Source organism: Algoriphagus sp., assembly GCF_024642405.1.
In the GTDB taxonomy this organism is placed as follows: Bacteria; Bacteroidota; Bacteroidia; order Cytophagales; family Cyclobacteriaceae; genus Algoriphagus.
This window is the reverse complement of record NZ_JAHEBC010000062.1, coordinates 1-17860: the sequence shown is the minus strand read 5'-3', so window position 1 is coordinate 17860 and position 17860 is coordinate 1. Positions and strand designations below refer to the sequence as shown.

Annotated in this window: 14 protein-coding genes and 1 riboswitch; of the genes, 7 read left to right on the top strand and 7 right to left on the bottom strand. The window is 37.7% G+C overall.

Translation table 11 applies throughout. The annotated features are described in order from the left end of the window. The 5 genes from Q0L68_RS07070 to Q0L68_RS07050 all read right to left on the bottom strand — a co-directional run. Nucleotides 1-955 (bottom strand): NAD(P)/FAD-dependent oxidoreductase (locus Q0L68_RS07070; protein WP_296701166.1); only part of this gene is annotated, 955 nt, incomplete at its 3' end. A gap of 78 nt (nt 956-1033) precedes the next feature. Further along, nucleotides 1034-1480 (bottom strand): MarR family transcriptional regulator, encoded by a 447-nt coding sequence (locus tag Q0L68_RS07065; RefSeq protein ID WP_296701164.1) that lies wholly within the window; start codon nt 1478-1480, stop codon nt 1034-1036. A 122-nt stretch (nt 1481-1602) separates the two neighbouring features. Continuing rightward, complete coding sequence (locus Q0L68_RS07060) at nt 1603-2580, bottom strand: ABC transporter ATP-binding protein (RefSeq protein ID WP_296701162.1); 978 nt, start codon at nt 2578-2580, stop codon at nt 1603-1605. Nucleotides 2581-2582: 2 nt separating this feature from the next. Then, nucleotides 2583-3611 carry an iron ABC transporter permease gene (locus Q0L68_RS07055; RefSeq protein ID WP_296701160.1) on the bottom strand — a complete coding sequence of 343 codons (1029 nt, stop codon included), beginning with the start codon at nt 3609-3611 and terminating at the stop codon, nt 2583-2585. Further along, nucleotides 3601-4746, bottom strand: a complete 1146-nt coding sequence (locus Q0L68_RS07050) for an ABC transporter substrate-binding protein (protein ID WP_296701158.1) — start codon at nt 4744-4746, stop codon at nt 3601-3603. The genes Q0L68_RS07055 and Q0L68_RS07050 overlap by 11 nt, the downstream gene beginning before the upstream one ends. Before the next feature lie 99 nt (nt 4747-4845). Continuing rightward, nucleotides 4846-5061, top strand: a riboswitch (cobalamin riboswitch). A gap of 127 nt (nt 5062-5188) precedes the next feature. Between Q0L68_RS07050 and Q0L68_RS07045 the strand changes: the two genes are divergently transcribed. Beyond that, nucleotides 5189-7048 carry a TonB-dependent receptor plug domain-containing protein gene (locus Q0L68_RS07045; RefSeq protein WP_296701156.1) on the top strand — a complete coding sequence of 620 codons (1860 nt, stop codon included), beginning with the start codon at nt 5189-5191 and terminating at the stop codon, nt 7046-7048. After that, nucleotides 7045-8100, top strand: coding sequence for a DUF5074 domain-containing protein (locus Q0L68_RS07040; RefSeq protein ID WP_296701154.1), 1056 nt, complete (start codon nt 7045-7047; stop codon nt 8098-8100). The genes Q0L68_RS07045 and Q0L68_RS07040 overlap by 4 nt, the downstream gene beginning before the upstream one ends. Before the next feature lie 32 nt (nt 8101-8132). On the opposite strand, the gene Q0L68_RS07035 is transcribed toward Q0L68_RS07040, so the two are convergent. Continuing rightward, nucleotides 8133-8549 carry a nucleotidyltransferase substrate binding protein gene (locus Q0L68_RS07035; protein ID WP_296701152.1) on the bottom strand — a complete coding sequence of 139 codons (417 nt, stop codon included), beginning with the start codon at nt 8547-8549 and terminating at the stop codon, nt 8133-8135. A gap of 59 nt (nt 8550-8608) precedes the next feature. After that, a complete protein-coding gene (locus Q0L68_RS07030) occupies nt 8609-10051 on the bottom strand; it encodes a trypsin-like peptidase domain-containing protein (protein WP_296701150.1) in 1443 nt (480 codons plus the stop codon). A 226-nt stretch (nt 10052-10277) separates the two neighbouring features. Between Q0L68_RS07030 and Q0L68_RS07025 the strand changes: the two genes are divergently transcribed. From Q0L68_RS07025 to Q0L68_RS07005, 5 genes are all read left to right on the top strand, one after another. Further along, nucleotides 10278-11444, top strand: coding sequence for a 1-deoxy-D-xylulose-5-phosphate reductoisomerase (locus Q0L68_RS07025; RefSeq protein ID WP_296701148.1), 1167 nt, complete (start codon nt 10278-10280; stop codon nt 11442-11444). Next, the gene (gene rseP / locus Q0L68_RS07020; protein WP_296701146.1) at nt 11444-12763 is read left to right on the top strand and encodes an RIP metalloprotease RseP; all 1320 of its coding nucleotides are present in this window, start codon (nt 11444-11446) and stop codon (nt 12761-12763) included. The genes Q0L68_RS07025 and rseP overlap by 1 nt, the downstream gene beginning before the upstream one ends. Nucleotides 12764-12964: 201 nt before the next feature. Beyond that, entirely contained in the window at nt 12965-15436 is a 2472-nt protein-coding gene (gene lon, locus Q0L68_RS07015) for an endopeptidase La (protein ID WP_296701144.1), read from the top strand. Between the two features lie 122 nt (nt 15437-15558). After that, nucleotides 15559-16953: an ATP-dependent protease ATPase subunit HslU gene (gene hslU, locus Q0L68_RS07010; protein WP_296701143.1), complete on the top strand. Its 1395-nt coding sequence runs from the start codon at nt 15559-15561 to the stop codon at nt 16951-16953. 36 nt (nt 16954-16989) lie between these two features. Beyond that, nucleotides 16990-17715, top strand: a complete 726-nt coding sequence (locus Q0L68_RS07005) for an SDR family NAD(P)-dependent oxidoreductase (protein ID WP_296701141.1) — start codon at nt 16990-16992, stop codon at nt 17713-17715. Nucleotides 17716-17860: the final 145 nt, after the last annotated feature.

The following is a 17860-nucleotide window of genomic DNA, read 5'->3' as shown; positions in this document are numbered from 1 at the left end:
GATCTGGATACACATATTTGAATGCAGAGTGCATCATAATCGCCGCTTCATGGAATCCACAAAGAATTAATTTCAATTTACCTGGGTATGTATTGATATCCCCAATAGCATAGATTCTCTCCACCCCTGTGGAATAATCTCTTGTATCCACCTCGATGGCATTTTTGTCGATACTTAATCCCCAATCTGCAATCGGACCAAGTTTTGGACTCAATCCGAATAAAGGAATCAAGTAATCCGTATCAATCTTGATTTCAGCTTTTGATTTATCTACAAAAGTCACAGAATCCAATTTTCCATTTCCGGAAACTTCCTTCAAGTTGGCAGAAAGGATCAAGTCAATTTTACCTTGGTTTGCTAAGTCAAATACTTTGGCAGCGGAATCAGGTGCTCCTCGGAATGTTTCATTTCTGTGCACCAAGGTTACTTTTTTAGCGACTTTGGATAGAAATATAGTCCAGTCCAAGGCTGAGTCTCCACCTCCTGCAAGAATGACTTTCTTATCGCGGAATGTTTCAGGATTTTTCACCATGTAAGTGATGCCTTTACCTTCAAAAAGCTCCAAGTTTTCAACAACCGGTTTTCTAGGTTCAAAGCAACCCAAACCACCGGCAATGATAATTACCTTTGCATGAACATGCGTCTTGTCTGAAGTGGTTACAATAAAGGAACCGTCCTCTTGCTTATCCAAATGATCAACTCGCTCACCTAGGGTGAAAGTTGGAGAAAATGGCTTTGCTTGCTCCATCAAATTGTCCACAAGATCCTGCGCATTCACTTCCGGGTATCCTGGAATGTCGTAAATCGGTTTCTGAGGATAAATTTCGGAAAGCTGTCCACCCACTTGTGGCAGCGCATCAATCAGATGGCAACGCATTTTCAGCAAACCTGCTTCGAAAACTGCAAAAAGACCAACTGGGCCTGCTCCGATGATACAAAGATCTGTGTGAATCATGGTTTATTAACTTTAATAGGTAAAACCCTGGATTTATGCTTTTGTTCGTGTAAATATAATTAGTATAACAAATACTTTTTATTCAATGTCTTGACCACCTAGGTTTTTATAGATGGTATTTAATATTCTTTTAAATTCTTCAAAATCATTTTCACTAAGATTTTCCCATGCTTTTTCCCGAATTTCAAGAATTTGAGGTCTAAGGGCTATCACTTTAGCTACTCCTACTTCTGTCAGATGAAGTTGAAAACTCCTTCTATCCTGAGGATGGGGTATTCGCTCCACATAGCCTTTCTTGCAGAGTAAATCAATTATCCTAGTCAGGGTAGGATGGTCTTTGAAGACCAACTGCGCCAACTCTGTCTGACTAAGCAGTTGGTTTTCCGAAAGGTTTTTAAGCACCAGCCATTGATCAACTGTTACATCAAAATCCCCCGACTTAAACTGCTGCTGGGCATATTGCTTTACCTTTCTCGCTGTGCGATCGAGTAGAAACGAATACCTTGCAAATTGCTCCTGTGTCATACAAATAATTAGTATGACAAATATATGAATTTTCTGAATTGAAAAAGTAATTCTCTATTAAAATTATAGGGTTTGTTATATTTATAATTTAATAATACCTCTGGGTTAATCTCAGAAATAGCTTACTCTTTTTTGGTTTCTAGAAAAATTAAAAAATCTTCCAACGAGTTGAATTTATTCCCATCAAAAAAAATCTGAAATGGATTATTAGTAATTTGAATCTGTTTAGATGATAAAGTGATTTTTTTCTTTGAAAGTGCCTTTTGAAGCCAATAAGCTAAAATTCTGTCACCGGAGATATCCCAAGTTGAATTTTCTTTGGTCTTTTGGATTTTTCCTTTTTCAGCATCAAAATGAAATTCTTTTCCAGGGAGGAGCTCATTGATCTGTCCTGAAATGATCAAATCCTCTGGAAGTCCAACGACCAATGGCATTCCACAATTCATTAACCAAAAGCGGTCGGCAGTTTCCAGCGCAATTTCAAGATCATGGGTAACAACCAAAATAGCTTTTTCCTCATTCATGCATATGTCCCTCAATAAATGCATGATTTCATAACGATTAACTAAATCCAAATGTGCAGTTGGCTCATCAAGAATCATAATTTTTCCATCCTGTGCCAAAGCTCGGGCTATCATGGCCTTTTGTCGCTGTCCGTCGCTGATTTCAGAGAGTCGCTCTTCTTTTAAATAGGCAATTTTGGTAGCGGAAAGAGCTTGATCTACTTTCTCCATATCCAGATTCCCTAACTTTCCAGTCCAGTTAGTATATGGAGTTCTACCCAGTGCAACAAGTTGGGCCACCGTCATATTTCCTGGCAAAATTGGTTCTGTTAAAACAACTGCAAGTTCTTTTGCCAATTCGGCATTGGTGTATTCCTTTATTTCTTTTCCTCTCACTGAAATCGTTCCTATGAAAGGTTTAACTTCACCTAAAATTGCTTTAACAAGTGTAGACTTTCCTACTCCATTTGGACCTAATAAGCAGGTGAGTTCTCCAGTCTGAAGCGAAAAGTTCAAATCTTTCAGGATCGTTTTCTTAATATTCCCTTTTAGGTAGCCTAATGATAAATTTTTTCCGGAAATGGCTTCTTTCTTCATGCTTAGAATTCTTTACTGAAGTTTTTCTTCAAAACCAGACTTACTACAATAGGAGCTCCAATGAGAGAAGTTACGGCATTGATTGGAAGAGTTTGTGCATATCCTGGAATCTGGCTGACTGCATCGCAAAGCAGCAATAAAATACCTCCGAAAACTGCCGAAGCAGGAAATAATATCTTATGATCAGATGTTTTCCAGACCATTCTTGCCAAGTGAGGAACAGCAATCCCTATAAAAGCAATCGGACCACAAAAAGCAGTAATGCTTCCAGCAAGTAAACCCGTACTTAGTATCATTAACCATCGCACTTGAGAAGGATTGATTCCCATACTCTTGGCATAACTTTCCCCCAAAAGCATTGCATTATAAGATTTAAGTGAGGCTATTATCGGGAGAATACCTACGAATGAAATAATGAGTAAAACCCAAACCTGAGACCATCCCAAACCTCCCAAACTGCCCATAGACCAGACGGTGAAAAGCTTGAGTGAATCGGAATTGGAATAATAGGATAATACTGAAATAATTGCTGAGACCGCAGAGCCGAACATCAATCCTACAATCAGTAACGTCATGCTGTCTTTGACCCTCCAAGCCACTAAACTAACCATCACTAAAACCAAACTGGCTCCCAAACTGCCAGCAAAAGCTATCGCCCAAGAATTAAAATCCGCAGTGCTGGCAAGTCCAAAAATTGTTCCTGCAAGCATTAAAATCGCTACTCCCAAACCTGCTCCGGAACTGATGCCAAGCACAAAAGGACCAGCTAATGGATTTCTAAAAAAAGTTTGCATTTGAAGACCACTTAAGCTCAATCCGAAACCTGCAAAAATAGCTACTAAAGCTTTTGGTAGCCTGTAATTAAGAATGATTTGTTTGCTTGACTCTTTTATCCATTCGTCGGTAAATATCCCTTTCACAATTTCAATAGGAGAAATACTTACAGAACCCAAACTGATATTTAGCAAAAAGCTAAGAATCAAAAAGATGAAACCAAGGCTCAGAAAGAAGATGGATCGGTTATTTTTCATGAAGTTGTTGATAAAAATACAACTCATAATCAGGTAAAAGTTCCGGATGAAGAATTTTGATGAGATCTTTTAGAATAAGGTCAGGTCTCATGTATCCCAATTCGAAATACTCAAGACCACCTTTTGCTCCCTTCTTCTGTGTGTAGGAATAAACTCTACCTTCTTTCCAAGCTTCAAAGGCCTTATATTTTGGTTCGGATTCTCCCATTTTTTGGATACTTGGAAAGTCAGCCGATCCTATCCAGAAATCTGTATTTAAAGCTTTATCAAGAACATACTCGTAATTCAGCTGAACACTTCCAGTACCTTTTTGGTCTTCGAAAATATAGTTTCCGCCAGCATTTTCAAGGATTTTAGCTCCCCAGCTTTCACTGCCCGGAGCATACCAAATATCCTGATATAAGATACCACTCAGAACCGTTGGAAATAAAGCTTTTTCTTTTCTTTCAATCAGTTTTTCTGCTTTTAAATATGAAGTTTCCACTTCTTCAAAGACTTTTTTTGCATCCTCATATTTTCCTAAAAGAATGCCTGTGAATTTTATCCACTCAGCTCGTCCCAGGGGATGTTGTTCAACATATTCCCCGTTGATCAGGGCAGGAACTCCGGCCGTTTTCAAAAGATCTAAATATCTTATATCGTCTCCCAGTGTGGAAATCATAATCCAATCAGGAGCCATATCTATGATTAATTCAGGGTTTGTGGATGGTCCTGAGCCTAAATCGATAACTTTTTTTTGTTCAATCAAAGACCTTGTTGTGGGAGAAGAAATCAAATCGGTATTTGGGAAACCGATCAATTTATTTGTCTCAATTAACAAGTCCAAGTGAGGGATATGCGTTGTAGAGGTAAGAATAATTTTATCTACTGGAAGTTGTACGATCGCATCAAAATCTCCCTCAGGTTTTTCCGAATTTTCCTCTAAAATCAAGTAACGAAAACTTTGCGTTGCTCCTGTCCAAGGTTGATTGATTTCGATTTCCCAATACCCATTTCCTCTTAAAATTTGAAAACCTTTAGCATATTCAAGGGATATAATTTCAACCGAATTCCCCGCCTGTCCTTCCTTTTTTGAACAAGATAAAGCACTGAAAATCATTAGGAATAAAAGAATTTGCTTTATGGGTTTTTCCATGGAAGAATTTTCGCTTTGGGTTTTCAAAGTAAGCTTCAGATTTTCCGACTTCCAAAAAAAAGAAATTAGGTCTGCTTTTTTTTAAACATAATCCCAGCTAAGTTTACAGTTGAAATAGGTTTCTGGATTTAATTTTAGTCCGGAATTAAAAGGGAATTCGGTGTAAAACCGAAGCTGTCCCCGCAACTGTAAAGCCCTGTGGATTTTTCCACGTATGGTTTTGTCAACCCTCGCCATTGGTTCGATTGTTTTCGGACTGAGAAGGCAGACGAAATCGGGTAAGCCAGGAGACCTGCCATTTCATGATTCTGTGCTTTCGGAGGAAAAGCAATGAAGAATGCACCAATAATCGAATCAGGGGAATCCTGAATCGAAAAAGATTCATTTCTTCTATTTTCTCTTCAAGTCGAATCGAATAACGAAAAGTTTAATTCGATCAGGCATGATTTTGTTTTTGTGGGTTGTTTCCCTATTTGGGTTTATTCCGGTTTCTCAGGATACGGTAGTATTGACTGAGGTGGAAGTATATGCCCCTGTTTTAGATCGATTTGCCCAAGGTCAAAAAGTGATTTCTTGGAATAAAAAGAAACTTGAAGATTTTCAAGGGCGATCTTTAGCAGATTTACTTCAGGAGCAATCGCCAATTTTTGTTAGACAATATGGAGCAGGGATGTTGGCCTCGCCATCTTTCCGAGGAACTTCTGCGGGTCACACCGCTGTGTTTTGGAATGGATTACCCATCAATAGTCCTTCCTTGGGTCAAAGTGATCTTTCTATTTTACCAACAATAGCAATTGATGAGCTAAGTCTTCAATTCGGAAATGCAGGTGCACTTTTCGGAAATGAAGCTATCGGAGGATCAGTTCATCTGCAGACAAGACCTGAATTCGGAAAGGGGTTTAAAACATCTTTAGTACAGCAAGTAGGGAGTTTTGGAAAATTCAATACCTACCTCAAGGGAGGCTATTCAACCAAAAACCTAAGTTTATCTACAAAAATCTACCGTGAGTATTCAAAGAATAATTTTCCTTATAGGGATTTAGGCCAAATTGGAACACCAGAAGTCAAAGAAGACCATGCAGAATTCAATCAGAGAGGATTTGTTCAGGATATTGCATGGAATTTTAAATCCAAAAATCAACTAAAAGCTGCATTTTGGTACAACGAAGCAGATAGGGAAATCCAGCCTTTGATGGGATCAAGTACTCAGGATTTACAATCTGACCAAAGTATCCGTGGTGTTATTGATTATTTCAGATTTGGAACAAACTCAGTATTGAATTTTAAAATTGGTCTGGTCAAAGATGATTTACTTTTTAATCAAAGTTTGAGTAAAACAGATCAATATTTTTTCGGAGGTGATTGGGATAAAACGGTTTCGGATCAGTGGACAATAAAAGGAGGATTAAGATTTTCGCAGATTCATGCAAATTTAAGTTCGTATTCAAGCAGTGATCAGCGAATAGAATCGTATCAATCCGTCAAATTTGAAGCTTCTGATCGAATAGCTTTTTCGCTAAACTTGAGAGAATTGGTATATCAAGATCAATGGGCCCCATTTACACCAAGTTTGGGAATGGATTGGCTTTTATTGAAAAATGATGAACATGAATTAATGATAAAGTCCTCGTTTGGCAAAGGATTTAAAGTTCCTACTCTGAACGATAGATTTTGGCAGCCAGGAGGAAATGAAGACTTATTACCAGAAGAAAGTATCAGTGGAGAGTTCGGGTTGACTCACCAAATTTTTTGGGGGGTTCATTGGTCAAATTCTCTGACTTACTATAGAATGAATGTAGATAATTGGATCATTTGGTTACCTAAAGGCTCACTTTGGACTCCGGCTAATATTCGAAAGGTAAGTAATCAAGGGATTGAATATGAAGGCGCTGTAAAAGGAAAAATTGGAGTTTGGAATTGGGGACTAAAATGGAGCTATTCATGGAATAGAGCCGTATCTATAAAAGGAATTGGAGAGAGTGATCCATCACTTGGGAAGCAATTGCCCTATACACCACAGCATCAGTCAAATGGCCAGTTTTCACTAGAGAATAATTCATTTAGCGCTTTTTTTGGGACTTTCTTCGTTGGTCAGAGGTCGATTACTGCAGATAACCCTCGATTGATGCCAAGCTATCAATTGGTCAATATTGGTGTTTCATATCAAAATATTCACTTTAAAAAAATCTCTATTCCAGTGAGTATTCAAGTCAATAATTTATTCAATACCGATTATCAGGTTCTCTACCTACGCGCTATGCCGGGAAGGTCTTTTCAATTTAATTTATCCATAAACTTATGAAGTTTAAAAACATCCAACTGTTGAGAGCTTTTTTGCTCAGTTTTGTTCTTTTCTCCTGTTCTGAGTCAGAACCAGAAGAGCCAAAAGGAGCCTACGAACAAGGCATTTTAATCATGAATGAAGGTAATTTTGGCACAAATGATGGGGAGATCTATCACCTTGATCCAGCTACCCAAGCCTTAAAATCAAATGTATTTGAAGCTGAGAATCTGAGACCATTTGCGGGATTATTGGAAGATATTGTAGCTGCTAAAGGGAACTTATATTTAGTTTCAAATACTGGGAAGGTTGAGATTGTCGATGCCGGAACATTTAAGAGTATTGGCGCAGTTTCGGGAGGTTTGGATCAGCCAAGGTCTTTGGAAGTGGTGGGGAGTAAATTATTCATCTCTGATTATGGACCGTATGATGCATCCTATGCTACACCTGATTCTTATGTAGCGGTAGTTGATGGATTAAATGGAGGTCTGATATCAAAGAAAATTAAGGTTTCCAATAAGCCTGAAGACTTATTCGCTTTTGGCAAATATATTTTTGTTGCCGGATCTGAAGAGGGAAAGGTCGAAATCATAGATGCGGAAAAGGAAGAAGTAATTAAGGTTTTAGAAGTCGATGGACATCCTGCACAGTTTTTTGAATTCAATGGTACAGTTTGGTTATATTCTATTGATGATGAGGAAGTGTATTTTCAGACTTTCCACCTAGATAATCTGACTAAGGCTACTACCAATGCTTTACCTGTTTCTAATGCAACTGGCAGAATAGCAATTGGGAATAACAATCTTTTCTATCTGATTACCAGTTCCGGTTGGCCGGATTATGCAGATGGAGTAGCAAGAGTCTCTGTTTTGGGGCCTGAATTGGATTTGGACTGGATGAGAGGATCAGGATTTTATGGAATTGGATACGATAGAAATAGAGATGAGATCTATGTGGCAAATTCAAATGGATTCCAAAGCAATGGTAGAATCACTGTTTTTGATAAAGAAGGCATGGAGATCAGATCTTTTGACGTAGGAAGAGGACCTTCAGGATTCCTTTTCTACAACTAAAAAGAGCGACATTGCCGCTCTTTTTAGTTGAATTATTCGTCCAGTTTTTTACTCATTGTATCTTCGAACCTCTCCATTAATCGGAAGTATTTATTTTGAATATTATGGATGAATTTTTCTTGAGTGTCAATGGAGTAAATAGGATTGTACTGAATTCTATCAATTACGATGTCTAGCCATGCTTTTCCATCATCTATCAAATCTGCATGAAATGCTTCAACCGTCAAATCACGAGATCCTGAAAATGGTCCCTTCCCCTGCTTTTGAAAGTATTTTGTCATCACTTTTAAAGCGAGTTCATGAGCCACTTCAAAATTAATAATGAGTTCTCTGGATTGAGATTCATTTAGGCCAATTTTTTTGGCACGTTGCACATAAATCCTTAGATCTTCTAACGCAACGCTAAATTCTTCGAAGCACTGTTCACAGGTTTGGGGTAATGTTTTCATGGGTTATTATTTGAGATAAGATACAAATTTTGTCTGAAAAGAATTTATTGAATCTAATTTTACCTCACGGTGTAAGTCTGCATAAAAGGTTGACCGCTTGAGGCAACTCCCTCCAAAAGTAGTTTTCCACTAAATTCCTCCAAATATTTACCCACTAATTTAGGGTCTCTGGCAGGCTCTCTATTAATGTGCGTTAATATAAAACCTTCTCTTAGACCTAAATCTCTCAAATAACCTCTGGTTATTCCCGTTATTTTTATTCCATAGTCTAATCCCATTTTATCTTTTTCTATCGTATTGATCGCCTCTAACTTGGCTCCAAGTAATGCTGAACTATAATATTCTCTTTTTATAACACCAATTCCGCCTTCTAGATTTTGAAGTTTCAATTGGGCCGTTTTTTCCGATCCATTTCTGATAAAAGTCACCGGGAGTTCTTGTCCTGGATAATAATAGGATAATGCCTCTTCAAAACTACCCATCCCTGAAATTTCTTGGTTCCCAAGCTGAATAATAACATCACTTCTTTGCAAACCTGCAGACTCTGCTGCTCCATCTCTTAGCACATGGGTTACAATTACTCCGTCCAAGGTTTTGATACCCATTTCTTCTGCTAATTCAGGCGTGATTTCAACCGCTTCTATTCCGGGAATTGCCTTTTGAACCTCCCCATATTGGATTAAATCATTTGAAACTTTCATTGCAATATCTACAGGAACAGCAAATCCATAACCGGTGTAGGAACCTGTCCTTGAAAGAATTGCCGTATTAATTCCAACTAGTTCACCATTAATATTTACAAGTGCTCCTCCAGAATTTCCTGGATTAATAGGTGCGTCAGTTTGTATAAAACTTTCCAAAGGGAAATCTCCCCCAAGAATATTGATCTGTCGCTCTTTTGCTGATACAATTCCTGCGGTCACGGTTGAAGTTAAATTAAAAGGATTTCCTACTGCTAAAACCCACTCACCAATTCTGAGGTCTCTACTGCTTGCTCTTTTTATTGCGGGTAGATTTTCCGCATCTATTTTTAAAACGGCGATATCCGTATTTTTATCAGTTCCAACAAGTCTTGCTTTATAAGTTTTCTTTTGGTGAATTACTTCAATTGTTTCAGCACGATCTATCACATGATTATTAGTAACTATATAGCCATCATCTGAGATAATTACCCCTGATCCTGAACTGACTTGTTGAGATGGGCCAGACCCAAAGAAGTAATCGAACATGCTATACCTTCTGGGATCTGTACCAGAAAAATTCTTAATAAATACCACTGATTGAGTACTTTTTTCTGAGGCCTCTGCAAATGAATCTGGTTGCCTATCAGGCATATTTGGGCCTGAATTATATTCTGAAGCCAGAGTTATTTTTTGAGATTCAGAAAACGGGGTGATTAATGGCTTATTTTCAGCTTCAGTAAAACTTAAATTTGTCCATAGAGCAGCTCCTGCCAATCCTGACAAGAAGGAAATAATCGTGTTTTTGAAGAGGCTATTCATAGATTTTCTTTTTTCAATTTGACGTTTGAATGAAAAAACGGTTAATCACCTTCACATTTTTTAAGAAAAGGCAACTGAATTGCTTAAAAATTGAGCAAAAATCAGCCCATTGAGTAAAAACTGACGAGATGTACAAGGAAAAGTCTGGGCATATTGTAATTTTGTCAGCTCATTGAGAAAACCTTCTAAACTTTCTGAAGGTTTAATGCTCAAAATCCCAAATTGAATGAAAGAAAAAAAGCGCGTAGCCATCCTCGGTAGCACCGGAAGTATAGGTACACAAACTTTGGAGGTAATTCGCCAACATTCTTCAAATTTCCAAGTAGAAGTCCTTACCGCTCAGAATAATGCTGATTTATTAATTCAGCAGGCTTTGGAATTTAATCCAAATGCAGTTGTAATCGGTAATGAGTCTTTATATACCAAAGTTAAAGAGGTATTAATTCCAAAGGATATTAAGGTTTTTGCCGGGCAAAAAGCGATTTCTCAGGTAGTTGAGATGGAAACCATTGATGTGGTGCTGACAGCATTAGTAGGATATTCGGGATTGATTCCAACGATTAATGCAATCAAAGCAGGAAAGCAAATTGCTTTGGCCAATAAAGAAACAATGGTGGTCGCTGGTGAAATCATCACTGCTTTGGCAAAAGAAAATCAGGTAAATATTTATCCTGTAGATTCGGAGCATTCAGCGATCTTTCAGTGTTTGGTTGGTGAGTTTCATAATCCGATTGAGAAAATTATCCTTACAGCATCGGGGGGACCATTTAGAGGTAAAAACAGAGCATTTTTAAAAACAGTTACCAAGGCTCAGGCCTTAAAACATCCCAATTGGGAAATGGGAGCAAAAATCACTATCGATTCCGCTTCTTTAATGAATAAAGGGTTAGAAGTAATTGAGGCTAAATGGCTTTTCGGATTGAAAACCGAGCAGATAGATGTTGTCGTTCATCCTCAAAGTATCATACATTCTTTGGTACAGTTTGAAGACGGTTCCTTAAAAGCACAACTTGGATTACCAGATATGCGTATTCCCATTCAGTTCGCTTTAAGTTTCCCAGATAGATTTAAAAGTGATTTTGAAAGATTCAGTTTTATGAACTATCCTCAATTGACTTTTGAACAACCGGATTTAGAGACTTTCCAAAATCTACAATTAGCTTATGATGCACTGGCAAAAGGAGGGAATGCTCCTTGTATCTTGAATGCCGCAAATGAGATAGTGGTAGAAGCTTTTCTTAAAGAAGAAGTAGGGTTTTTGGAAATGTCAGACTTGATTGGTGAGACACTTTCCAAAACAGAGTTTATCTTGCACCCCAATCTGGAAGATTATGTGGAAACTGATCGTAGGGCCAGAGAAATTACAGAACAATTAATTAAGCGTAAAGTATAATGGATACATTAATAATGGTGGGCCAATTAGTACTGGGATTATCCATCCTGGTAGGTTTACATGAGTTGGGTCACTTGCTCACTGCCAAAATGTTTGGTATGAGAGTAGAAAAATTTTCAATTGGGTTTCCACCAAAGATTGCCGGATTTCAATGGGGTGAGACTGAATACTCGATTGGAGCTATTCCTCTGGGGGGATTTGTGAAGATCTCAGGTATGGTTGACGAGTCAATGGACACAGAGCAAATGTCAGCAGAACCACAGCCATGGGAATTCAGATCAAAACCAGCCTGGCAGAGATTAATAGTCATGTTGGGAGGAATAATTGTAAATGTGATCACTGGAGTTCTCATTTTCTTTGTGATGGTTTACAATAATGGAGAAACTTATTTTTCCAGAGATCAAGTAGTAGAAAATGGAATAGTAGCGAAGGATATCGCCCAATCAATAGGCCTAAAAACAGGTGATAAAATCCTGGATTTAAATGGGCAACCTTATGTAAGTATTAATGATCTTAGCAGCGGATCGGCATTATTGAGTGAAGATGGATTTTACACAGTAGATAGAAACGGTGAAGTTCTTAAAATAGAAATACCTCGAGGCTTTATTAATTCCTTTAATAAACAGGAAGCTCTTGATAATTTTGTTGATATAAGATATCCATTTCAATTATCTGTGATTGATGAAGGAGGAGCAGCTGATAAAGCAGGAATTACTGTCGATGACAAGATTTTAGCAGTAAATGGTAAGGAGGTTAAATTCTTTAACGACCTTCAGGAAGTACTAGCAGAGTCTAAGAGCCAAAATGCAGAAGTGACTTTACTCCGAAATGGAGATACGACTGCAACTACCGTAGCGGTAACTGAAAGAGGTACAATTGATATTGCCGTTACACCTTTGATTGAACCAGTTAGAAGACAATATGGTCTTGGAGAGGCATTCTTAAAGGGATCGGAAAGGGCTTTCACTGTTGTAATAGTCAATGCGAAAGCATTGGGGAAAATGTTTACAGGAGAAGTTTCAGCCAAGAATGTTAGCGGTCCTATTGGGATAGCAAAGATTTATGGTGATGTGTGGGACTGGGGTAAGTTTTGGACAATAACGGGTTTGATTTCTATGTTGTTGGCATTTATGAACCTCTTACCAATTCCGGCTTTAGATGGAGGACACGTTATGTTTTTGCTTTATGAGATAATTTCTGGAAGAGCACCTTCAGATAGATTCCTTGAAAATGCCCAAAAAGTGGGAATGGTTATTCTTTTGGCATTAATGGTATTTGCTATAGGGAATGATGTTTTAAAAATCTTTACTGGAGATTAATTACAAGTAATAAATACTTAAAGCCGGGTTGAGAAATCCGGTTTTTTTATTCCTATCAATTTAAGTCTAGGTAATTCCCTGCCAATCTGACAATATACCCGTTTGGCATAACCCTTGAACTTTTAGGAGTAACCTTCACATTTTGGAGGTTCTTCTTTTATTTAAGCTAAATCCTGACAGCGCGTCTGTCAATATGTCTATATGAGTCAATTCGAAAATTCCATGTTCCAAAATTTAATGACCGGAGAATATGCAGGTGAGGGTGATCTTATCCAGTTGATCACCGAAGATGAAAATGAGGAGCAAGGAACAGAATCTTATGAGGAAGAACTCCCGGTCCTTTCTGTGCGAAACACAGTTTTATTTCCTGGTGTGGTTATTCCAATTACCGTTGGAAGACAGCGTTCTATCAAACTGGTTAAAAAAGCCCAGAAAGGAAATAAATTAATTGGGGTTTGTGCTCAAATCAATCCAAACAATGATGATCCCTCTTGGGAGGATATTTATCAAGTCGGAACACTTGCTAAAATCATCAAAATGATAGTGCTACCAGACGGGAACACTACTATCATAATCCAGGGAAAGAAAAGATTCAAGATTAAGGAACAGCTAACAGATGATCCTTATTTTATGGCAAAAGTGAGCTATTTGGAGGAAAATTTCCCGAAGAGTTCTAAGAAAATAAAGGCTTTGGAAGAGTCTTTGAAAGACGCTGCTACAAGAATCCTTCATTTGAATCCTGAGATTCCTCGAGAAGCTCAGGTGGCGTTGGATAATATCGATAATACACCCTTCCTAACTCATTTCCTTTCTTCCAATATTAATGCGCCTGTAGAATCAAAACAGCGGCTGTTGGAAATAAATGATGGTGTCGATCGTGCTACTTTGCTTTTGGAATTTATGATGAAAGACATCCAAATGCTGGAGTTAAAATCTGAGATTCAAAAGAAAGTTCATACTGATATTGATCAGCAACAGCGAGATTATTTTCTGCGACAGCAGATGAAAGTACTTCAAACTGAACTTGGTGAAGAAGGTCCCGAAAAAGAAGTAGAAGATTTAAGAGCAAGAGGGGAACAAAAAAATTGGCCAGCGGATGTCAAGAAACACTTTGAAAAAGAGTTAGATAAAATCCTTAGAATTAATCCTTCCGCTGCAGAATACCCGATAGCGTTGAATTATGCCGAAACAATGGTGGAATTACCTTGGAATGAATTCACCCAAGATAATTTCGACCTGAAGCATGCAAAAGCTATTCTTGATAATGATCATTTCGGACTGGATAAAGTCAAAGAAAGAATTATAGAATACTTAGCTGTATTAAAGCTAAAAAATGACCTTAAAGGTCCAATTCTTTGTTTGTATGGCCCTCCGGGAGTGGGTAAAACTTCTCTTGGTAAGTCTATAGCATCAGCCTTGGGGAGAAAATATATAAGGATGTCTTTAGGAGGTCTGCATGATGAGGCGGAGATCCGAGGTCATAGAAAAACTTATGTGGGAGCAATGCCAGGTAAGATTATTCAAAATATGAAGAAAGTAAAAATCTCAAATCCTGTTTATGTACTGGATGAAATTGATAAACTTTCTTCAGATTTCAGGGGTGATCCTTCTTCTGCATTCCTTGAAGTTTTAGATCCTGAGCAAAATAGTACCTTCTTAGACAACTACTTGGAAGTAGAATATGATTTGAGTAAAGTCTTGTTTATTGCTACCGCAAATTCACTTGATAGCATTCAGCCAGCTTTGCGTGATAGAATGGAAATCATTGAGGTAACAGGATATACGCAAGAGGAGAAAGTAGAGATCGCTAAGCGTCATTTAGTGCCAAAGCAAAGAAAAGAGCATGGAATCAAAGCCAAGCAAATTACTTTTGAAAAAGCTGCTTTGGTTAAAATAATAGAGGATTATACCCGTGAATCCGGTGTAAGAAGTTTGGAAAGAGCTATTGGCAAAGTGGTACGGAATATTGCCAAATCTATTGCGATGGAGGAGGAATATGATACCAAAATTACGCCGGCGGCTGTGAGGAAAATCCTTGGCGCAGAGATTTTTGATAAAGAAACGTATCAGGATAATTCTGTTGCAGGGGTTGTCACAGGGTTAGCTTGGACCAGTGTTGGAGGTGAGATCTTATTTATTGAATCAAGCTTAAGCCGAGGTAAAGGAAAATTGACACTTTCAGGCCAACTGGGAGATGTGATGAAAGAATCTGCTATGACAGCACTTTCATATTTAAAGTCAAAAGCTGAAACTTTGGGAATAGATCATAGAGTATTTGATCAATACGATCTTCATATTCACGTACCGGCCGGTGCAGTTCCAAAGGATGGCCCTTCGGCAGGAATTACCATGTTGACAGCAATGGCTTCGGTTTATACCCAAAGAAAAGTAAAATCTAAGGTCGCAATGACTGGAGAAATTAGTTTGATTGGGAAAGTAATGCCTGTAGGAGGAATAAAAGAGAAAATACTCGCAGCCAAGCGTGCAGGGATCAAGGAAATTATTCTTTGTAAAAAGAATGTTAGGGATATTGAGGAAATAGACCCTCAATATGTAAAAGGAATTGAATTCCATTTTGTCGACAAGGTAGATGAAGTGCTTGAAATAGCTTTATTAAAATCTAAGGTTGATAGGGCTTTAAACTTCAATTTTAACTCAGAAACTAAAGAATAACTGACAGTAAAACAAAGCCAGAAAAGCCTTGTTTTGCTGATTCGAAACCATATCTAAAACCAACAACCTATATTGTTTTGAATATTTCTTCAAGCCAAACAAGGGTTATTTAACAAAAGAAAATGGATCACATTATTTCACTTACTCCAAGACAGATTGTTGCGGAGTTAGATAAATATATAATAGGGCAGCATGATGCTAAAAGAAATGTTGCCATAGCACTAAGAAATAGAATTCGCCGCCTGATGGTGAAAACCGATATTCAAAAAGATATTGTCCCGAATAATATCTTAATGATCGGTTCAACGGGTGTGGGTAAGACCGAAATAGCTAGAAGATTAGCAAAAGTAGCGAACGCTCCATTTACCAAAGTGGAAGCCTCCAAGTTTACCGAAGTTGGATACGTGGGAAGAGATGTGGAGAGTATGGTAAGGGATTTAGTAGAGCAGTCTGTAGCTCTGGTAAAAGAGGTTAAAAATGAGGAGGTAAAAGCCAAAGCCGCAGAAGCTGTTGAGGAGTTGATATTAGATATTTTGATTCCTCCGGTGAAGAGCGCAGGGTTTGTTAGAAATAATACCACAATTGATACAGAGGCTGAACCAACGAATGATACAGAATTAAATGAACGGACTCGAGAAAGATTCCGTGAAAAGCTAAGAAATGGAGAACTTGATGATAGAAAAATAGAAATAAATGTCAAGGCTTCATCTCCTGTAGGAGTTGGGATGATAGGCAATGGAATGATTGATGATGCCAGCATGGCTGGACTTCAGGATATGATTTCCGGAATGATGCCGAAAAAGACTAAAAAAAGAAAACTAAGTATTTCTGAAGCAAGAAAGGTCTTGTTAGAAGAGGAAGCATCTAAGTTGATTGACTTTGATGAAGTGAAAGAAGAAGCTATCAAATTAGCAGAGAATAATGGAATAATTTTCATTGACGAGATTGATAAAATTGCTTCAAAATCAGGTAAAAATGGTGGAGGACCTGATGTAAGTAGGGAAGGAGTACAAAGAGATTTATTACCTATTGTGGAAGGTTCTTCTGTAAATACTAAATATGGAGTAATCAATACAGACCATATATTATTTATTGCAGCAGGGGCATTTCATGTTGCAAAACCTTCAGATTTAATCCCTGAACTTCAAGGTAGGTTTCCAATTAGAGTAGAGTTGCAAAGCCTTACTCAGGAGGATTTTTCGAGAATCCTCAGAGAGCCAAAAAATGCCTTGACGAAGCAATATCAAGCCTTATTTGAAGCAGAGGAAGTTTATTTAGAATTTAATGATGAAGCAATTGAAGAAGTTGCAAGGTTGGCGTTTTTGATAAATCAAGAAGTTGAAAATATTGGTGCCCGGAGGCTGCACACTGTTATGAGTCATTTGTTAAATGATTTCTTATTTGACGTCCCTGATTCTATTAAAGCTAATTCCAAGATTATGATCACAAAAGAAATGGTTCAAGAGCGTCTTGCCACTTTGGTTAAAAACCGTGATTTATCACAATACATTTTATAAAAAATAATAAGGCATCATTTTGGTGCCTTTTCTATTATGTCTCAATCATTACTTATAATAACAGGTCATAGCCAAGGGATAGGAAGAGCTGTTTTGGATTATTATTTAGCCCAAGAAAACTTTCAGATATTAGCAATATCTAGAACCAAAATTGAGGTTGAATCACCTAATCTAAAGCAGTTTTGCATTGATCTTTCTGAACTAGATGTTTTAGAGAATCATCTAATCAATATTTTTCCAGAGGGGGATTTTAAAAAGATAATCCTTTTGAATAATGCCGGATGGATTGGAGATATAAAGCCCATTGGGAAGCTTGGCCCAAAAGAATTACGAGTTCAAATAAATGTCAATTTGTTGGGCCCTATGTATTTGACTAATGCTTTTATTAATCAATACAAGAATTCAAGTGCTGAGAAAATAGTTTGTAATATAAGCTCAGGAGCCGCATCGAAGCCTGTTTCAGGCTGGGCTGGATATTGCAGTACTAAAGCAGCTTTGTCAATGTTTACCATGGTGGCAGCAAAAGAGAATGAGTCCGATAAATTCCATTTTTTCAGTTTGGCTCCTGGAATTGTAGATACCGGAATGCAGGATGAAATAAGGGCTTCAAATGATTCAGATTTTCCGGAGTTGAAAAAATTTAAAGAATTTAAGGAAGAGGGGAAACTTTCCAGTCCACAAGAAGTAGCGAAAAAAATCGCTTATTTATTCGACCGACCTGCTTTATTCAAAGAGGTTATTCAAGATGTTCGGAAATTCTGACCTACTTCTTCTTCTTTTTAGGATGATCCATAAACCAAAAACTTGCATTTTTTGCTGATATTTCTGACCAATGTTTTGTGTCAAATTTAAACCCATATTGACCCGAAGTTGGTAGGTTATCTATTTTCCCACCTAATAAATCTAT